Annotated in this window: 16 protein-coding genes; 5 read left to right on the plus strand and 11 right to left on the minus strand. The window is 63.0% G+C overall.

Annotated elements, in window-relative coordinates:
* Positions 1–9: 9 nt before the first annotated feature.
* From HKX24_RS01405 to HKX24_RS01440, 8 genes are all read right to left on the minus strand, one after another.
* Positions 10–1,602 (minus strand): ABC transporter substrate-binding protein, encoded by a 1,593-nt coding sequence (locus HKX24_RS01405; protein WP_067262570.1) that lies wholly within the window; start codon positions 1,600–1,602, stop codon positions 10–12.
* A gap of 64 nt (positions 1,603–1,666) precedes the next feature.
* Entirely contained in the window at positions 1,667–2,308 is a 642-nt protein-coding gene (locus tag HKX24_RS01410; protein ID WP_346428972.1) for an XRE family transcriptional regulator, read from the minus strand.
* Positions 2,309–2,459: 151 nt separating this feature from the next.
* Positions 2,460–3,266: a metallophosphoesterase gene (locus tag HKX24_RS01415; RefSeq protein ID WP_271692597.1), complete on the minus strand. Its 807-nt coding sequence runs from the start codon at positions 3,264–3,266 to the stop codon at positions 2,460–2,462.
* Positions 3,263–4,051, minus strand: a complete 789-nt coding sequence (locus HKX24_RS01420) for an ATP-binding cassette domain-containing protein (RefSeq protein WP_271692598.1) — start codon at positions 4,049–4,051, stop codon at positions 3,263–3,265. Before HKX24_RS01420 ends, HKX24_RS01415 begins: the two co-directional genes overlap by 4 nt.
* Positions 4,044–5,018, minus strand: a complete 975-nt coding sequence (locus HKX24_RS01425; protein WP_271692599.1) for an ABC transporter ATP-binding protein — start codon at positions 5,016–5,018, stop codon at positions 4,044–4,046. The genes HKX24_RS01420 and HKX24_RS01425 overlap by 8 nt, the downstream gene beginning before the upstream one ends.
* Positions 5,015–5,833 (minus strand): ABC transporter permease, encoded by an 819-nt coding sequence (locus tag HKX24_RS01430; protein WP_271692600.1) that lies wholly within the window; start codon positions 5,831–5,833, stop codon positions 5,015–5,017. The genes HKX24_RS01425 and HKX24_RS01430 overlap by 4 nt, the downstream gene beginning before the upstream one ends.
* On the minus strand, positions 5,830–6,774 hold the full coding sequence (locus HKX24_RS01435) for an ABC transporter permease (protein ID WP_271692601.1): 945 nt from the start codon (positions 6,772–6,774) through the stop codon (positions 5,830–5,832). The genes HKX24_RS01430 and HKX24_RS01435 overlap by 4 nt, the downstream gene beginning before the upstream one ends.
* A 50-nt stretch (positions 6,775–6,824) precedes the next feature.
* Entirely contained in the window at positions 6,825–8,312 is a 1,488-nt protein-coding gene (locus HKX24_RS01440; protein WP_271692602.1) for an ABC transporter substrate-binding protein, read from the minus strand.
* A gap of 235 nt (positions 8,313–8,547) precedes the next feature.
* On the opposite strand from HKX24_RS01440, the gene HKX24_RS01445 reads away from it, so the two are divergent.
* Positions 8,548–9,678, plus strand: a complete 1,131-nt coding sequence (locus HKX24_RS01445; RefSeq protein WP_271692603.1) for an FAD-dependent oxidoreductase — start codon at positions 8,548–8,550, stop codon at positions 9,676–9,678.
* On the opposite strand, the gene rlmN is transcribed toward HKX24_RS01445, so the two are convergent.
* Together rlmN and HKX24_RS01455 are read right to left on the minus strand one after the other, a co-directional pair.
* Entirely contained in the window at positions 9,675–10,856 is a 1,182-nt protein-coding gene (gene rlmN, locus HKX24_RS01450) for a 23S rRNA (adenine(2503)-C(2))-methyltransferase RlmN (RefSeq protein ID WP_271692604.1), read from the minus strand. The genes HKX24_RS01445 and rlmN overlap by 4 nt on opposite strands.
* Positions 10,857–10,945: 89 nt before the next feature.
* Positions 10,946–11,446: a MarR family transcriptional regulator gene (locus tag HKX24_RS01455; RefSeq protein ID WP_271692605.1), complete on the minus strand. Its 501-nt coding sequence runs from the start codon at positions 11,444–11,446 to the stop codon at positions 10,946–10,948.
* A 253-nt stretch (positions 11,447–11,699) separates the two neighbouring features.
* Here HKX24_RS01455 and ectA point away from each other — a divergent pair, with 253 nt between their 5' ends.
* Genes ectA through HKX24_RS01475 form a run of 4 tightly spaced genes read left to right on the plus strand, consistent with a single transcriptional unit; the run spans position 11,700 to position 15,402 of the window.
* Positions 11,700–12,215, plus strand: a complete 516-nt coding sequence (ectA, locus tag HKX24_RS01460) for a diaminobutyrate acetyltransferase (protein ID WP_271692606.1) — start codon at positions 11,700–11,702, stop codon at positions 12,213–12,215.
* Positions 12,216–12,269: 54 nt separating this feature from the next.
* On the plus strand, positions 12,270–13,562 hold the full coding sequence (gene ectB, locus HKX24_RS01465) for a diaminobutyrate--2-oxoglutarate transaminase (RefSeq protein WP_271692607.1): 1,293 nt from the start codon (positions 12,270–12,272) through the stop codon (positions 13,560–13,562).
* Positions 13,563–13,567: 5 nt separating this feature from the next.
* Complete coding sequence (locus HKX24_RS01470; protein ID WP_271692608.1) at positions 13,568–13,960, plus strand: ectoine synthase; 393 nt, start codon at positions 13,568–13,570, stop codon at positions 13,958–13,960.
* Positions 13,961–13,965: 5 nt separating this feature from the next.
* Positions 13,966–15,402, plus strand: coding sequence for an aspartate kinase (locus tag HKX24_RS01475; protein WP_276153763.1), 1,437 nt, complete (start codon positions 13,966–13,968; stop codon positions 15,400–15,402).
* A gap of 299 nt (positions 15,403–15,701) precedes the next feature.
* Here the strand turns inward: HKX24_RS01475 and HKX24_RS01480 are convergent, their stop codons facing one another.
* The gene (locus tag HKX24_RS01480) at positions 15,702–16,223 is read right to left on the minus strand and encodes an invasion associated locus B family protein (RefSeq protein WP_231886279.1); all 522 of its coding nucleotides are present in this window, start codon (positions 16,221–16,223) and stop codon (positions 15,702–15,704) included.
* Positions 16,224–16,278: the final 55 nt, after the last annotated feature.

The following is a 16,278-nucleotide window of genomic DNA, read 5'->3' on the forward strand; positions in this document are numbered from 1 at the left end:
GCGGCAGTGTTACTGCTTCAGGCCAACTTGGTTGAAGATGTGGCCACCCAGCGGGTGCACGACATAGTTCTCAACCTCAGGGCGCATGGTCATGTAGACGACCGAATGCGCGATGGTGGCCCAAGGCGCTTGGTCCTTGAAGATTTCCTGCGCTTCTTCGTAAAGCGGCGCACGCTCTTCTTGGGTCGGCAGAACCTTGGCTTTCTGGATCAGCGCGTCGAATTCCTCGTTGCACCACTGGGCGCGGTTGGATTTCTCGACACCGTCACAGCCCAGCAGAACCGCGAGGAAGTTGTCTGGGTCGCCGTTGTCACCGGTCCAACCCAGCAGCACCGCGCCATCACGGTCCTTGGACTTGGAACGCTCCAGATACTCACCCCATTCGTAGGAGACGATTTCGACATCGACGCCAACCTTGGAGAAGTCTTCCTGCATCAGCTCGGCCATACGGCGGGCATTGGGGTTGTAGGGACGCTGAACCGGCATCGCCCAGATCTTCATTGACAGATCGCTGACGCCCTCTTCCTCGAGCATCGCCTTGGCGGCCTCGGGGTCATAGTTGTCGTCTTCGATGGCGTCGTTGTAGGACCACATGGTCGGCGGCAGCGGGTTCTTGGCGATTTCGCCGGAGCCTTGGAACACCACGTCGATGATCGCCTGCTTGTCGATCGCCATGTTCAGGGCCTTGCGGACCTTGGCGTTGTCGAAGGGCGCGACCTGCGTGTTATAGGCCAGATAGCCCACGTTCAGACCTTCTTGCTCCATCACGACGATGTCTTCGGCGTCTTTCATCGCCTGAACATCAGCCGGGTTCGGATATGCCATCACGTGGCACTCACCCGCCTGCACCTTCTGGTAGCGCACGGAGGCGTCAGGCGTGATCGCGAAGATCAGGCTTTCAACCTTGGCCGCATCGCCCCAGTAGTCGTCGTTACGCAGGTAACGGATGACCGCGTCTTTCTGATAAGCTTGGAATTTGAACGGGCCAGTGCCGATGGGCGCTTGGTTCACCATTTCAGGTGTGCCCGCTTCCATCATCGCGTCAGCATATTCCTTGGACACGATCGAAGCGAAGTCCATCGCCATATTCGCGATGAAGGGCGCTTCGGGACGGGTCAGGTTGAAGGCCACGGTGTAGTCGTCGACCTTCTCGATGCTTTCGATCAGATCGGGCATGGACATGCCGCCGTAGTATTCCCATGTGCCGCCCGAGACGGTGTGATAGGGGTTTTCTTCGTTGCCCTGACGGTCAAAGCTGAAGATCACGTCGTCGGCGTTGAAATCGCGTGTCGGCGTGAACTGGTCGTTGGAGTGGAATTTCACACCTTTGCGCAGCTTGAAGGTCACGGTCATGCCGTCTTCGCTAACTTCCCAGCTTTCGGCCAGCGCGGGCACGACTTCGGTCGTGCCGACTTTGAACTCAGCCAGACGGTTGTAGATCGGGTGGCTGGAGGCGTCGAATGTGGTGCCGGCTGTGTACAGCGCGGGGTCAAAACCCTCGGGCGAGCCTTCGGAGCAATAGACCAGCGATTGGGCCGATACCGCCGAGGCTCCAAGGGCCGCCAGCATGGCACCGGTGGCCAATTTCGTTGTAAAAGACATAATATTCTCTCTCCTGGTTGGTTTGTTTCTTGGCAACGGGGTATCCGCCGCAGGTGATACGCCCTTACGGGCGAGACGACGCGAATGCGGTGGCGACTGCCCCTTCATTCGGACGTATTCTATTGGCGCCAGTAGCCTGTTCATATTGCATCCGCCCGACCCAAAGCACGCGGGCGGGCTTGTCGGTCTTGTTGGACCACGAATGCGGGCTGCTGCCGAGGTAATGCAGGCTGTCGCCGGGCCGCATAATATGCTCCCCCCCATCGACGACCTGCGCGATCTCTCCCTCAAGGATATAGATCACCTCTTCGCCCTCATGTACGACCTCTTCCGAGGCATAGCCCGGCGGCACGTTCATGATGTAGGAGGACAGCTCATGGCCCGGGAAATCCGCACCGATCTTTTCATATTCGATGGATGAGCCCGAAACGGCAAAGCGCGGACGCTCAGCCGCGCGGGTCAGGCTGTCTTGGGTCTTGGGCGTATGGATGAAAAAACTGACATCGACCTGAAGCGCCACCGCGATCTGCGACAGGGTGCCCAGCGAAGGCGTGGCCCGGCCCCGCTCCACCTGGCTCAGATACCCGACCGACACGCCAGAGGCTTCGCCCAACTGCTGTAAAGTCAGGGACAAACGATGACGTTGCTTGCGCATACGCGCGCCAAGCGTCGATACACTGTCGCCATTGGCAGTCAGCAAATTCACCCTCCCCGTGAACAGCGGCCCGATCTCATGCCGGGTATAGCCTTTTCATGTCTCGCTGTGTGAAATTAAAAAGGTTGAGGGTCAACAATAATTTTTTTACTGCACCGCGGCGCAGGGCGCGAGGCTGCGGCCAGCGGGGGTGGATGTCATTCTACTCAAAGGATTTTAGCTGCGCGCGGTCGATCCGCGCCAGTTCAGACGCCGTCGGGTCAAGCGGGGCAAAGGAAACACTCAGCCCGCTGGGATGCCATTCGCAAATGCCGAATCCGGTTCCCTCCATGATACGCAGATCGCGGGTTTCGGTCAGATCGACAGTGGAGTGCAGCCCGTTGGAAATCACCACCGGAATGCCGTGCCAATGGCTCACCCGGTTCACATGCACATGGCCCGAGAGGATGCCCGCCACGCGCTGCCCCTTCAACACCTCGGCCAAACGCGCACTGCTCGCTGCGTCCAGACTGCCCCATGCGAGGGCCGCGGGATCAATGCGCGGCGGGTGGTGGATCACCAAGAGTTTCGCCAGATCGCCATGACGCTCAAGCGCGGCTTCCAGAAACTCGAACTGCGCGTCGTCCAGCGCCCCGGCCACCTTGCCCGGCACGCTGCTGTCCAACGTGATGACATGCAGATCGCCCTGCGGCGCGTCGTGGAAATAGGGCGCATCGGCCAGCCCCGGCGCAAAGACCGCGTTGAACCCATCGCGTTTGTCATGGTTGCCGAGGGCCATGACCAGCGGCGCTTTCAGCGGTTCCATGATCTCGCGCACAAGCTCATAGCTTTGCTGGTCGCCATGGTTGGTCAGATCGCCACTGGCCACCACGAAATCGGGCTGAGGTTCCATCGCGTTGATCACATCCACCGCGCGGCGCAGGGTGGCGGGCGTGTCGCTGTGCAGATGCGGGTCGTTCAGATCGGGATGCGAGATATGCAGGTCGGTCAGGTGGACGAAACGGGTCATGGGCGTACTCCTGCGGCTGTCAGCAGGGTTTTCGTATAAGGGTGCTCGGGGCTGCGCAACACATCTGCCGCCGCACCGCTTTCCAAGGTCTTGCCATGCTGCAGCACCAGCACCCGGTCGCAGATCGATCCGACCACCGCAAGGTCGTGGCTGATAAAGACCATGCCGAGGCCCAGATCATCCTGCAGGTCCATCAGAAGGTTGAGAATTTGCGCCTGAACCGAGACATCAAGGGCCGAGACCGCCTCATCCGCGACCAGAAGCGCGGGGCGGGTGACGATGGCCCGCGCGATGGCGATGCGCTGGCGCTGCCCGCCCGAGAACTCATGCGGATATTTGCCCGCATCGGCGGCATGCAGCCCGACCTGCTCCAAGGCTTCGGCGATGCGGCGAGGGATATCCTCGGTCTCACCATTGGCGCGCAGCGGCTCGGAGATGGACCAGCCGACACGGCGGCGCGGGTTGAGCGAGCCGAAAGGGTCTTGGAACACCATCTGAAAATCGCGCCGCAGGCTGCGTAGTTCTTGCCCCCCGAGCCCATGCAGATCGCGCCCCCTAAACAGCACCGCGCCCGCGTCCGGACGCTCAAACGCCATGATCAGCCGCGCCAATGTGGATTTGCCCGAACCGCTTTCCCCGACCACGCCCAAGGTCTCACCTGCGTGCAGCAAGAAGGAGGCGTTTTCCAAAGCCGTCAGCACCGGCGGGCCCCGCAGCAGACTTTGGCGCGGCAGTTTGTACCGGCGGGTCAGGTTGCGGACCTCTAAAAGCGGCGCGTCAGTCATGGCGCCCCTCCGTCAGCAGGTGACAGGCGGCGGCACGCCCCGCGTCGGTCTGCACAAAGTCTGGGCGCTGCGCGGCGCAATGAGGCAGCTCCACCGGGCAGCGCCCCGCAAAACGGCAGCCCTGCGGCAGCCCCTGCAGCGGCGGGACCGCGCCCGGAATGGTCGGCAGCCTGCGCCGTTTTCCTTGGGCATCCCGCCCCGCCACGCCCGGATCGGGCCGCGCGCCCAAGAGCCCCTTGGCATAGGGATGCGCAGGTGTGCCCAGCACCTCTGCCGTGCGGCCCTGCTCGACCATATCGCCCGCATACATCACCACGATGTCCTCGGTCGCCCGCGCCACAGCGGCGAGGTCATGGCTGATGAAAACCAGCGCCATCTGCCGCTCCCGCGCGAGCCGTTGCAGCAGGTCGGTGATCCGCAGCGCCACATTGGCGTCGAGCGCGGTTGTCGGCTCATCCGCGATCAGCAGCATCGGGTTGCAGGCCAGCGCCAGCGCAATCAGCACCCGCTGGCGCTGGCCGCCGGACATCTCATGCGGGAACTGCCGCAGGCGACGGTCGGGATCGGGAATGCCCACCTCTTCGAACAGGCTCAGGGCGCGGGCACGGGCAGCGCTGCGTGTCAGCCCGTCATGCAGCAACATCGGCTCCATCACCGTGTCGCCCACCCGACGCAGCGGATTGAGCGCCGCCATCGGTTCTTGAAACACCATCGCCACGCGGCGGCTGCGCAGCCTCTGCCAATCGCGCTCAGATGCGTCGGCCATGTCCTGCCCGTCGATGCGTAGCTGTCCGGTCAACCGCGCGCTTTCGGGGGCCATGCCCATCAGACAGAGCGCCAGCAGCGTCTTGCCCGAACCGCTTTCGCCGACGACCCCCAAACGGTCGCCGCGCTCGATCACCAGATTGGCGTCGCGCAGGGCGACGGCAGTGCCGAAATGGATCGAAAGATTGCTAAGCTCTATCATCGCGCGCGCACCAGTCGGGGATCGGTGATGTCGCGCAGCCCGTCGCCCAGCAGGCCAAAGCCCAGCACGGCCACGACGATGCACAGCCCCGGATAGATCGCCAGTTGCGGGGCGAGGTACATCAGCGTCTGAGCCTCCGACAGCATCCGCCCCCAGCTCGAGGCGGGCGGCTGCGCCCCGAGGCCGAGATAGCTCAGCGCTGCTTCGGCGAGGATCGCCACGGCGAACTCGATGGTGGCCTGCACGATCACCGCCGCGGCGACGTTGGGCAGGATGTGGTCGCGGCTGATCGCGAAGCGCCCGCGCCCGGCGGCCCGCGCAGCGGCGACATAATCGCGCGTCCATATCTGGTTCGCCGAGGCGCGGGTGACGCGGGCGAAAATGGGAATGTTGATGAAGGAGATCGCCAACACCGCATTGGTCAGCGACGGCCCGAAGACTGCCGCCAGCATGATCGCGAACAACAGCGCCGGAAAGGCAAAGCCCAAGTCGGCGAGCCGCATCACCGCATCCTCGACCCAGCCGCCAAGCGCGGAGGCCAGAAGCCCCAGCCCCACGCCGATGCTGCCGCCCAAGAGCACCGCCACCAGCGCCACGGTCATTGAGTTGCGCGCCGCCGCCATCAATTGCGCCACCACGTCGCGGCCCAGTTGATCGGTGCCCAGCCAATGCTCCGTAGACGGTGGGGCGAACTTGGTGCCGATCGACATCGCCTGCGGGTCATGCGGGGCCCAGACGAGCGACAGCGCCGCCACCCCGACGACGAGGCTGACCAGCAGTGCCCCCAGCAGGAAATTCGCCGGAAGCCGCTTCATGCCCGCGCCTTCAGCCGGGGGTCGATGACCACGTAAAGCAGGTCGACCACGAAATTCGCCGTCACCACGATGGCGGCGAAAAGCATCACCAGCGCCTGCACCGTGGGCAGGTCACGGTTGGCGATGGACTGAAAAATCAGCCGCCCCAGCCCCGGCAGGTAAAAGACGTTCTCAATCACGATGGTGCCGGTGACCAACGCGGCGAATTGCATGCCCACGATGGTCACGATCGGCACCAGCGCATTGGGCAGCACATGCCGCCAAAGCACCCGCCGCCGCGACAACCCACTGGCCCGCGCGGTGCGCACGAAGTCCTGCCGCATGACCTCCAGCGCCGAGGAGCGCGTGACCCGCGCCAGCACCGCCGATTGCACCAGCGCCAGCGCCACCGTGGGCAGGATGAGCGACCGCAGCGCCGCGCCCGGATCGTCCCAGCCCGCAAAGCCCCCGGGCGGCAGCCAGCGCAGCTTCACGGCAAAGAGCATCACCAGCAGGATCGACAGCCAGAAGGCGGGCACCGCGATGCCGAGCTGGCTCAGAAACATCACCCCCCAGTCGCCCGCGCGCCCATGCTGCGCCGCCGCCGTGATGCCAAGGCCCAGCGCCAGCACCAGCGTTACAAGCATCCCCGCCACGGCGAGAGAGATCGTCATCGGCAGTCGTTCGGCAATGAGCTCCGAGACCGGTACGCGGAAGGAATGGCTGAGGCCAAAGTCCCCCTGCACCGCGTTCCAGACCCACGAAACATAGCGGGTCACCAGCGGCTCGTTCAGCCCCAGCTGTTCGCGCAGTGCCGCGATGGCATCCTCGCTCGCGTCCATGCCAAGGATGGTCAGCGCCGGATCGCCCGGCAGCACGTTCATCACGGCAAAGACGACGAGCGAGACGGCGAGCAGGGTCAGCACGAAACCGAGCGTGCGGCGGAAGAGGAAATAGGCCACGAAGTCAGGTCCAAGAGCCGCGGTGCCGGGGGCACCGCGGCCGTTTCAGGTCAGTCGGCGATGCGCACGTTCTTCAGCGGCATGTAGAGCACGGGCGAGGAGGACCAGTAGCCTTCGACCTCCTGACGGAAGACGCCCAAAAGAGGCAGCTGGAACAGGAAGCCATGCACCGACTGGTCGGACAGCATCTGCTGGCCCTGCTTGAGCAGTTCATTGCGCGCCTCGGCGTCGACCTCAGTTTGGATCTTCTCCCAAAGCGCGGTCATCTCGGCATTGTCGTAGCCGTAGAAGTAGTCCGGGCCGCGGGCGAAGTTGCCCATGTCGTTGGGGCTCGTGTGGGCGATGATGGTCATGTCGTAGTTCTTCTTCTTGTAGACCTCATCGATCCAGAAGCCCCATTCGACATTCTCGACCTTAGCGTCGATCCCGGCCTCCGACAGCTGGTTCTGGATGATTTCGGCCGAGCGAGTGGCGTAAGGGAACGGCGGCACGCGCAGGGTCATGGTGGCCCCCGCGACCCCCGCCGCCTCGAACATCTCCTCGGCCTTGGCGCTGTCATGCGGATAGGCGTCCGTCAGGTCGACATAGGCGGTGCCATGCGGCGGGTAGAAGCTACCGATCGGCACGGCCTGGCCATACATCGCGCCCTCGATGATCTCGTCACGGTCGATGGCGGTGGCCACGGCGCGGCGCACCTCGACGTTGTCAAAGGGCGGCTTGGCGTTGTTCATGGCGAGGATCACTTCGCCCTCAGTCGAGCCGACGTTGACGCGGAAGCGCGGGTCGGCCTCGAACTGCGGCAGCAGTTCCGGCGCGGGGAAGCCGGGGAAAGCGTCGAGCTCTTCGGCCATCATCGCCGCAGTGGCGGCTGCGGGGTCGGAGATAAAGCGGAAGACCACCTTGTCGAGCGCCACGTCATCCGCATCGCGGTGATCGGGGTTCTTGACCAGCGTCAGCCGGTCGCCGCGAGTCCAACTGTCGAACTTGAAGGGGCCGGAGCCCACCGGATTGGCGTTGTTGGTCTCCACGCTTTCCGAAGCCACGATGGCGCTGTCACCCTGCCCCATGTTGAACAGGAAGAAGGCATCCTTGTTCGTGAGCGTGATCTCGACCGTTTGGGGATCCACGGCCTTGACGCTTTCGATCGGCTCGAAAATGTCCTTCGACGGGTTCACGCTGTCTTCACCCATGGCGCGGTCGAAGGAATAGACTACATCGTCGGCGTCGAGCGTGCTGCCGTCGTGGAAGGTCACGCCTTCGGCCAGTGTGAAGGTATAGGTCAGCCCGTCTTCCGACACCTCCCAAGACGTCGCGAGATTGGGTTGCACTTCCCCGTTCTCGGCCACGATGGTCAGCGATTCGAAGACGTTCTGCGTCATCATGCTGTCGATGGAGGCGGTGGCATCCGCCGTGGGATCGAGCGACGTGGGCTCCTGCTGCATGCCGAGAACAAGCTCGGCAGCGGCGGAAGCCGAGGCCATCAGGCCAAAGGCCAGCGTCAGCGCGGGAAGGGTTCTGGAAAGGGTCGGTTCGGACATGGGGCAGCACTCCTGTGGGTCGGGGCGCGTTCGGCATCACCGCATGCGCCCTTTGTGACAGACTGCGCCGGGCGGGGCGTTCGGTCAACGGCTTTGCCGCGCCGGGCGAAAATTTCATGCAATTGCAACAATATGGCGGATTCATCCGATTGCCCGCAGGGGCAGAGGCGGACCGCGCTTCGGCCCTTTTGCCCCGCCGCGGGCGGTGCTAGCCTCTGCGCAGAGAGGGCAGAGTATGAACAATTCAACGACAGGTTTCGATTGCATCGTGATCGGTGCGGGCATTGCGGGCGCCTCTGTCGCCGCTGAACTGTCCAGCGACCGCCGGGTGCTGCTGCTGGAGCGCGAAAGCCAGCCGGGCTATCACACCACGGGCCGCTCTGCCGCGCTGTTTACGGTGACCTATGGACCTGAGGTGATCCGCGCCCTCTCTCGTGCCTCTGCCGCGTTCTTTCACGACCCTGCCAGCCCGCATCTGGCGCATCCGCTGCTGGAACCCCGCGGCGCGGTCTTCGTCGCGCGGCAGGACCAGCAGACATCGCTCGCCCGCACCGCCGAGGAGTTGGGCCCCCATGTCACCCCGCTGAGCGGGGCCGAGGTGGCTACGCTCGTGCCGCTGCTGCGCAAAGGCTATGCCACCGGCGGGCTGCGGGACGCTTCGGCGGCGGATATCGACGTGAACGGGCTGCATCAACATTACCTCAAGACCTTCCGCGTGGCGGGCGGCGTTTTGCAAACCAAGGCCGAGGTGCAGGCGCTTCGCAAAGAGGGTGACTGGCAGGTCGACACAAACCAAGGCACCTTCCACGCGCCGGTGATCGTCAATGCCGCAGGGGCTTGGGCGGATGAGATCGCCACGCTGGCCGGGTTAAAACCTGCGGGCCTCACCCCGAAACGCCGCACGGCGCTGACGGTGGCCCCGCCCGAGGGCATGGTGCCGGACCGTTGGCCGATGGTCGTGGATATTGACGAGCAGTTCTACCTCAAGGCCGATGCGGGCAAGCTGCTGATCTCTCCGGCTGACGCCACGCCCTCGCCCCCCTGCGACGCGCAGCCCGAGGAACTGGATATCGCGATCTGCATCGACCGGATCGAAACCGCCTTCGACCTCGAACGTCCGCGCATCGAAAGCCGCTGGGCCGGGCTGCGCAGCTTCCTGCCCGATGGCGATCCGGTGGCGGGCTATGATCCTGAGGGTGAGGGGTTCTTCTGGCTTGCTGGCCAAGGCGGCTATGGCATCCAGACCGCCCCGGCGCTCGCCCGCGCCGCGGCGGCATTGGTGCGAGGCGCGGAAATCCCCGGCGACATCGCCGCCGAGGGTGTTACTGAAGAAGCGCTTTCGCGGGACCGCGCCGGGCTGGTTTAACCGCCCAGACCCGCGTCCGCTTCGATCTGTTTGCGCGACTTGCGCGCGCGCTCGGTCGCCGACTTGAGCTGACCGCAGGCCGCCATGATGTCTTCGCCCCGCGGTGTGCGGATCGGCGAGGCATAGCCGGCCTGATAGATGATATTGGCGAAGGCCCGGATGCGGTTGTTCGACGACCGCTCATAGGGCGAGCCGGGCCACTCGTTGAAGGGGATCAGGTTGATCTTGGCCGGGATGCCCTCGATCAGCTTGACCAAGCGATGCGCGTCTTCGTCGCTGTCGTTCACGTCCTTGAGCATCACGTATTCAAAGGTGATCCGTTCGGAATTGCTCACCTTGGGATAGGCGCGCAGGGCTTCGAGCAGTGCCTCGATGTTCCAGCGCTTGTTGATCGGCACCAGCTTGTTGCGCACCTCGTCGGTGGTGGCATGGAAAGACACGGCCAACTGGCAGCCAATCTCGGCGGCGGTGCGGTGGATCTCGGGCACGACGCCCGAGGTCGAAAGCGTGATACGGCGGCGCGAAAGCTGGATGCCCTCGGCGTCCATGGCGATCTTCATCGCGTCGCGCACGTTCTCGAAGTTATAGAGCGGCTCACCCATGCCCATGAGCACGATGTTGCTCAGAAGCCGGGTCTCATCCTTGGGCGCACCGATTTCGGGCCATTCGCCCAGATCGTCGCGCGCCACCATGACTTGGCCGATGATCTCGCCCGCCGTGAGGTTGCGCACCAGTTTCTGGGTGCCGGTGTGGCAGAAGGAGCAGGTCAGCGTGCAGCCCACTTGGCTTGAGACGCAAAGCGTGCCGCGGCCCTCCTCGGGGATATAGACCACCTCGACCTCATGGCCGCCCGCGATCCGGACGAGGTACTTGCGGGTGCCGTCCTCACTCACTTTGCGGGTCACAACCTCGGGCACTTCGATCACGAATTTTTCAGCCAATTGAGCGCGGTACGCCTTGGCGAGGTTGGTCATGGAGTCGAAATCCCGCACCCCCCACTGGTAGATCCACTGCCAGATCTGACCCACGCGCATCTTCGCCTGTTTCTCGGGCGTGCCATTGGCGATCAACACGTCGCGCATGGCGTCACGGGTCAGACCGACAAGGTTGATCGGTCCCTCGGGCTGCTTGCGGGGGATGGTCATCACGTCTTGAGTGATGGGCGCGGAAGCGGACATTGCAAAGACTCACTGGCTAGGGATGGGTCTCTATATAGGGAATGGCGCAAATTGCAAAAGGGTTTGGCCCGGCGCGCGGGCTAGCCCGTTCAGTAAGCCTTCTTGGTGGTGCGCAATTCGCCGGTCGCCAGCACCGGGGCCGCATCAAGGTCGTCGACGTTCAGCATCGCCGCGACACGCTCGAGTGAGGAAACAAGCTGCGCCTGTTCCCAATCGGCCAGATCGGCAAAGGCGCGGACATAGCGTTGCTGCAACGCATCGGGGGCTTCCTCCAGCACATCTTCGCCCTGCTGGGTCAGCCTGATGTTGGTTTGCCGCCGATCCTGCGCCGAGGTCAGACGCGTCACGAGGCCCCGGGCCACGAGCTTGTCTACCAGCGCAGTCACCGTGGCCTGGCTCACCCCCATCTGGGTGGCGAGCATCTTGGCTGTCGGGTCCGTCTTCTCGCCCACGATCTGCAAGACCCGCAATTGCGCGGGCGTGACCCCTGCGGCCTGCGCGAGGTCACGGGCATAAAGTTCAGTGGCCCGCAGGATGCGGCGCAGGGCGATCAGGGATTCGTCGACCCGGTCGGGGTGTTTTTGCGTCATGGTGCATCCTCGCACATTGGGGGCATTTCCGGCAATCGGTGAAAACGGCTCGAAAACGCTTAGTACACCTAAGCGAAACAGGCAAACTTCATTCAAAAATCGAAACAAAAATGCACATCAGTATGGCTGCCAAACCACGCTATTAGCGTATTTTCAGGTATTTTGCTTTGATTGTTGAACTAATACCGCGGATGGCTTACTTAGCCTATCGAACAATCAAGGGAGCCCCGAACGGATGCAGAAGAAACTCGACATGACAAAAGCCCGCACACCCAAGTTGCGTAAGCCAGATGCCGAGGACGGAGCCGCGATCTGGCGGTTGATCCGCGACTGCAAGCCGCTCGACGAAAACTCGCTCTATGCGAACCTCATTCAGGCCGACCACTTCCGCGACACCTGCGTGGTGGCGGAACTGGACGGTGAGATCGTGGGCTGGATTTCCGGCCATATGATCCCGTCACAGGACGCCTTCTTTGTCTGGCAGGTCGCTGTCAGCGAGAAAGCCCGCGGGCTGGGACTGGGCAAGACGATGCTCCTTGAACTGGTCAACCGCGTAGAGACCGCGGACGCGAAAACCCTCAAGACCACGATCACCCGCGACAACGACGCCTCCTGGGGCCTGTTCCGCAGCTTTGCCAATACCGTGGGCGGCGAGCTTTCCGATGCGCCGCATTTCACCAAGGACGCCCATTTCGACGGCGCCCATGACACCGAGCATATGGTGACCATCACGCTGCCCAGCAGCGATGCGGTCAAGCGCGCGGCCTAAACCCCCTTCTGACAATCGACACGATGAATTCTCTCAAAGAGAAAGGATATCCCTATGCCTAAAGACATGGCACAGAACACGACCATCTTTACCCGCCGCGAGAGCGAAGCCCGCTCCTACTGCCGTGGCATGAACGCCGTTTTCACCCGCGCCAGCGGGTCGGAGATGTTCGACGCCGAGGGCAACCGCTACATCGACTTCCTCGCCGGTTGCTCTTCGTTGAACTACGGTCACAACGACCCGGACATGAAAGCCGCGCTGATCGAGCATATCACCAATGACGGCATCGCCCATGGCCTCGACTTCCACAGTGAGACGAAGGCCGCCTTCCTGACTGCCTATGAGGAAAAAATCCTCAAGCCGCGCGGCATGGACTACAAGGTCATGATGACCGGCCCGACCGGCACCAATGCCGTCGAAGCCGCGATCAAACTCGCGCGCAAGGTGACCGGCCGCAAGAACGTCATCTCCTTCACCAACGGCTTTCACGGCATGACCATGGGCGCGCTGGCGCTCACCGGCAACGCTGGCAAGCGCGGCGGCGCGGGCGGTGGATCGCTGGCGGATGTGACCCATATGCCGTTTGAGGGTTCGCTGGGCGAAAACGTCGACACGCTGGAGATGATCGACGCGATGCTGTCGAACCCGTCTTCGGGCATCGACGCCCCTGCGGCCTTTATCTTTGAGCCGATCCAGGGCGAAGGCGGTCTGAACGCGGCCTCCGACGCATGGATGCAGGGCATCGAGAAGATCGCCCGCAAACACGGCGCGCTGCTGATCATCGACGACATTCAGGCCGGCTGTGGCCGTTCGGGCAGCTTCTTCTCGTTCGAAGCATCCGGCATCAAGCCTGACATGATCACCCAAGCGAAATCGCTTTCCGGCTTCGGCCTGCCCTTCGCAGCCCTGCTGATCGCGCCGGAGCATGACATCTGGAAGCCAGCCGAGCACAACGGCACCTTCCGGGGCAACACCCATGCCTTCGTCACCGCCCGCGTCGCGATCGAAAAGTTCTGGTCCGATGACACCTTCGAAAAGTCGCTGGCCGAGAAGGCCGTGCTGCTGACCACCGCGCTTAAGGATGTGGCCGATCTGGTCGACGGCGCCACACTGAAAGGCCGCGGCCTGATGCAGGGCGTCGACGTCGGCTCGGGCGAGCTGGCCGGTGCCATCTGCGCGCGTGCCTATGAATTGGGCCTCGTGATCGAAACATCGGGCGCGAACGACGAGATCGTAAAATATCTTGCCCCGCTCACCACGCCGGAGAAGGTTATGCGCGAAGGCTTTGATATCCTTCTTCAAGCGACCCGCGATGTGACGGGCAACATGAAACTGGCAGCGGAGTAATACCGATGATTGTACGCGATTTTAACAAACTTCAGGGCACAGACCGTCACGTGGCGGATGCGAAATGGACCTCCACACGGATGCTTCTGGCTGATGACAAGATGGGGTTCTCTTTCCACATCACCGTTCTTGAGGCCGGGTCGGAACACACGTTCCACTACAAGCATCACTTCGAGAGCGTCTATTGCATGAAGGGCAAAGGCTCGATCACCGATCTCGCCACCGGGGAGACGCATGAGATCACCCCCGGCGTGATGTACGCCCTGAACCTGAACGACAAACACACCCTGCGCGCAGAGGAAGAACTGCACATGGCGTGCTGCTTCAACCCGCCGGTCACCGGCAACGAAGTGCACCGCGAAGATGGTTCCTATGCGCCTGCCGAGGAGGTCGCTTAAGTTTTATGACTCAACCGTCCCACACTGTCGAAAAAATCGGCGGGACGTCCATGTCCCGCGTGAACCAACTCAAAGATACGCTCTTTGTCGGTGACCGTAAGGGCGCGGACATCTATGGGCGCGTCTTCGTGGTCTCCGCCTTTGGCGGGATCACGAACCTGTTGCTGGAGCATAAGAAATCCGGCGAGCCGGGCGTGTACGCCCATTTGGCCAATGCCAGCAACGATCACGGCTGGCACGAGGCGCTGACCCGCGTCTCGGCCGAGATGCAGCGCGTGCACCGCGAGGTGCTGGAGCATCCCGGCGACATCGAACAGGCCGACGCCTTTGTGTCCGAGCGCACCCATGGTGCCCGCAACTGCCTGATCGACCTGCAGCGCCTTTGCGCCTATGGCCACTTCCGCCTGTCGGAGCATATGCTGCAAATCCGCGAGTTGCTGTCCGGTCTGGGCGAGGCGCATTCCGCCTTCGTCACCACAATCCTGCTGCAACGCGCTGGCGTAAACGCCCGTTTCGTCGACCTCTCGGGGTGGCGTGACGAGGGCAACGTGACCCTCGACGAGCGCATCGCGCAGGCGATGGAGGGCATCGACCCTCATACGGAAATGCCCATCGTGACCGGCTATGCGCAATGCGCCGAAGGTCTGATGCGCGAGTTCGACCGCGGCTATTCCGAGGTGACCTTCTCCAAGCTTGCCGCCCTCACCGGCGCGCGCGAGGCGATCATTCACAAGGAGTTCCACCTGTCGTCCTGTGACCCGAAACTGGTGGGCGAGCATGCCGTCAAGAAGATCGGCCGCACGAACTACGACGTGGCGGACCAACTCTCGAACATGGGGATGGAGGCGATCCACCCCAAGGCAGCCAAGACCCTGCGTCAGGCCGACGTGCCGCTGCGCGTGACCAATGCTTTCGAGCCCGAAGACCCCGGCACGCTGATCGACGACCGTCAGGCCGAAGCGCCCACGGTAGAAATCGTGACCGGTCTCGACATCGTCACGTTGGAACTCTTCGAGCAGGACATGGTCGGCGTCAAAGGCTATGACACCGCGATCCTCGACGTGCTGACGCGGCACAACGTGCGGATCGTCTCGAAGGTCTCGAATGCCAATACGATCACCCATTATCTGGACGCCTCGCTGAAAACGATGCGCCGGGTGGAGAAGGATCTGGCAGAGATCTACCCCACCGCCGAGATCACCACTCGCACGCTGTCCATGGCCTCGGTCATCGGGCGCGATCTGAACGGCTTGTCGGTGTTGCAACGGGGCCTTGTGGCCATCGCCGAGGCTGGCGAGACGGCGATCGGCGCGAGCCAAGGACCACGCAACGTGGACGTGCAGTTCATCGTCGAGCGGGAGAGCCTGCAACCGGTGATCAAGGCGCTGCATGGCGCGTTTATCGAGGAAGAAGTGGCGGCGCCGCTCTCGCGGGCGGCCTGACGCCGAAATATACGACGTATTCTTAGCCGCGGCTCCCGAAAGGAAGCCGCGGCTTTTCGTGCGAGGGCCATCGCCTGCCCGCGGGTCGGCGAACCAACATATTTTCGATACCACTTTATGCCTCAACCATGATGTGCGCACGCGAAGTCACGCACAGCCTCACCAAATCGCCTACCCGGGGGGAGGGCAGGCGATGGCCCGGCGCCTGCGGCTTGCCCCGGGCCCGGGTGGCACGTTCGCCCCAAACAAAAACGGCCCCGCAATCGCGAGGCCGTCCCAAACTCTCAAATTGCAGAGGCTCACCCCCCGCAGCGCTTCTCCGCATCTTCAACCGCAGCGGTGAAGCCCAGCAGCGAGAATGTGTCCTTGGTCTGCGTCCCGCGCGAAGACTTGCCGACCAGCGTCGCATCCGCACCGCGTTTCATCGCGGCGATGATCTTGGCGTCATCCGCCGTTGTCGCGGGCCATGCCCATTCGCCTTCGGTGAACAGCTCATAGGTATTGCCCGAAATGCTCATCGTCACGGTCGAGCCCGAGGCGAAAGGATAGCCGCCGGTGAAAGCAACCTGACCCTTGGCCTCTGCCGAAGGACGATAGAATACCATCAGCAATGTCTGGCCCCGGTTCACCGCCACCACACGCCCATCGCGTGTGTTCACGACTTCCTTGGGCGTCGAGACGCCCCAGCATTCCGTCGGGTTATCTTCTACAAAGACGCTCCAGTCGGTCTTGGCCGCCACCCGGTTGGTGCTCTGCTCCTGCGCCACTGCGCCGCTCGCCACAAGGGCGAGCGCCCCAAGTGCAAGACCACATGTCTTCATCATTCCCATCTGTCCAGCCTCCAGCCGTCCTTGACCTCAACACGTCCACAGACCC

It is taken from the genome of Sulfitobacter sp. M85, assembly GCF_029285915.1.
GTDB lineage: Bacteria > Pseudomonadota > Alphaproteobacteria > Rhodobacterales > Rhodobacteraceae > Sulfitobacter > Sulfitobacter faviae.

What these genes read in the sequence shown, in the direction of transcription:
- HKX24_RS01480 (WP_231886279.1), bottom strand. Translation starts at nt 16,223, where the DNA reads ATGAAGACATGTGGTCTTGCACTTGGGGCGCTCGCCCTTGTGGCGAGC.
- HKX24_RS01430 (WP_271692600.1), bottom strand. Translation starts at nt 5,833, where the DNA reads ATGAAGCGGCTTCCGGCGAATTTCCTGCTGGGGGCACTGCTGGTCAGC.
- HKX24_RS01405 (WP_067262570.1), bottom strand. Translation starts at nt 1,602, where the DNA reads ATGTCTTTTACAACGAAATTGGCCACCGGTGCCATGCTGGCGGCCCTT.
- HKX24_RS01420 (WP_271692598.1), bottom strand. Translation starts at nt 4,051, where the DNA reads ATGACTGACGCGCCGCTTTTAGAGGTCCGCAACCTGACCCGCCGGTAC.
- rlmN (WP_271692604.1), bottom strand. Translation starts at nt 10,856, where the DNA reads ATGTCCGCTTCCGCGCCCATCACTCAAGACGTGATGACCATCCCCCGC.
- HKX24_RS01425 (WP_271692599.1), bottom strand. Translation starts at nt 5,018, where the DNA reads ATGATAGAGCTTAGCAATCTTTCGATCCATTTCGGCACTGCCGTCGCC.
- HKX24_RS01415 (WP_271692597.1), bottom strand. Translation starts at nt 3,266, where the DNA reads ATGACCCGTTTCGTCCACCTGACCGACCTGCATATCTCGCATCCCGAT.
- HKX24_RS01455 (WP_271692605.1), bottom strand. Translation starts at nt 11,446, where the DNA reads ATGACGCAAAAACACCCCGACCGGGTCGACGAATCCCTGATCGCCCTG.
- ectA (WP_271692606.1), top strand. Translation starts at nt 11,700, where the DNA reads ATGACAAAAGCCCGCACACCCAAGTTGCGTAAGCCAGATGCCGAGGAC.
- ectB (WP_271692607.1), top strand. Translation starts at nt 12,270, where the DNA reads ATGCCTAAAGACATGGCACAGAACACGACCATCTTTACCCGCCGCGAG.
- HKX24_RS01440 (WP_271692602.1), bottom strand. Translation starts at nt 8,312, where the DNA reads ATGTCCGAACCGACCCTTTCCAGAACCCTTCCCGCGCTGACGCTGGCC.
- HKX24_RS01445 (WP_271692603.1), top strand. Translation starts at nt 8,548, where the DNA reads ATGAACAATTCAACGACAGGTTTCGATTGCATCGTGATCGGTGCGGGC.
- HKX24_RS01470 (WP_271692608.1), top strand. Translation starts at nt 13,568, where the DNA reads ATGATTGTACGCGATTTTAACAAACTTCAGGGCACAGACCGTCACGTG.
- HKX24_RS01475 (WP_276153763.1), top strand. Translation starts at nt 13,966, where the DNA reads ATGACTCAACCGTCCCACACTGTCGAAAAAATCGGCGGGACGTCCATG.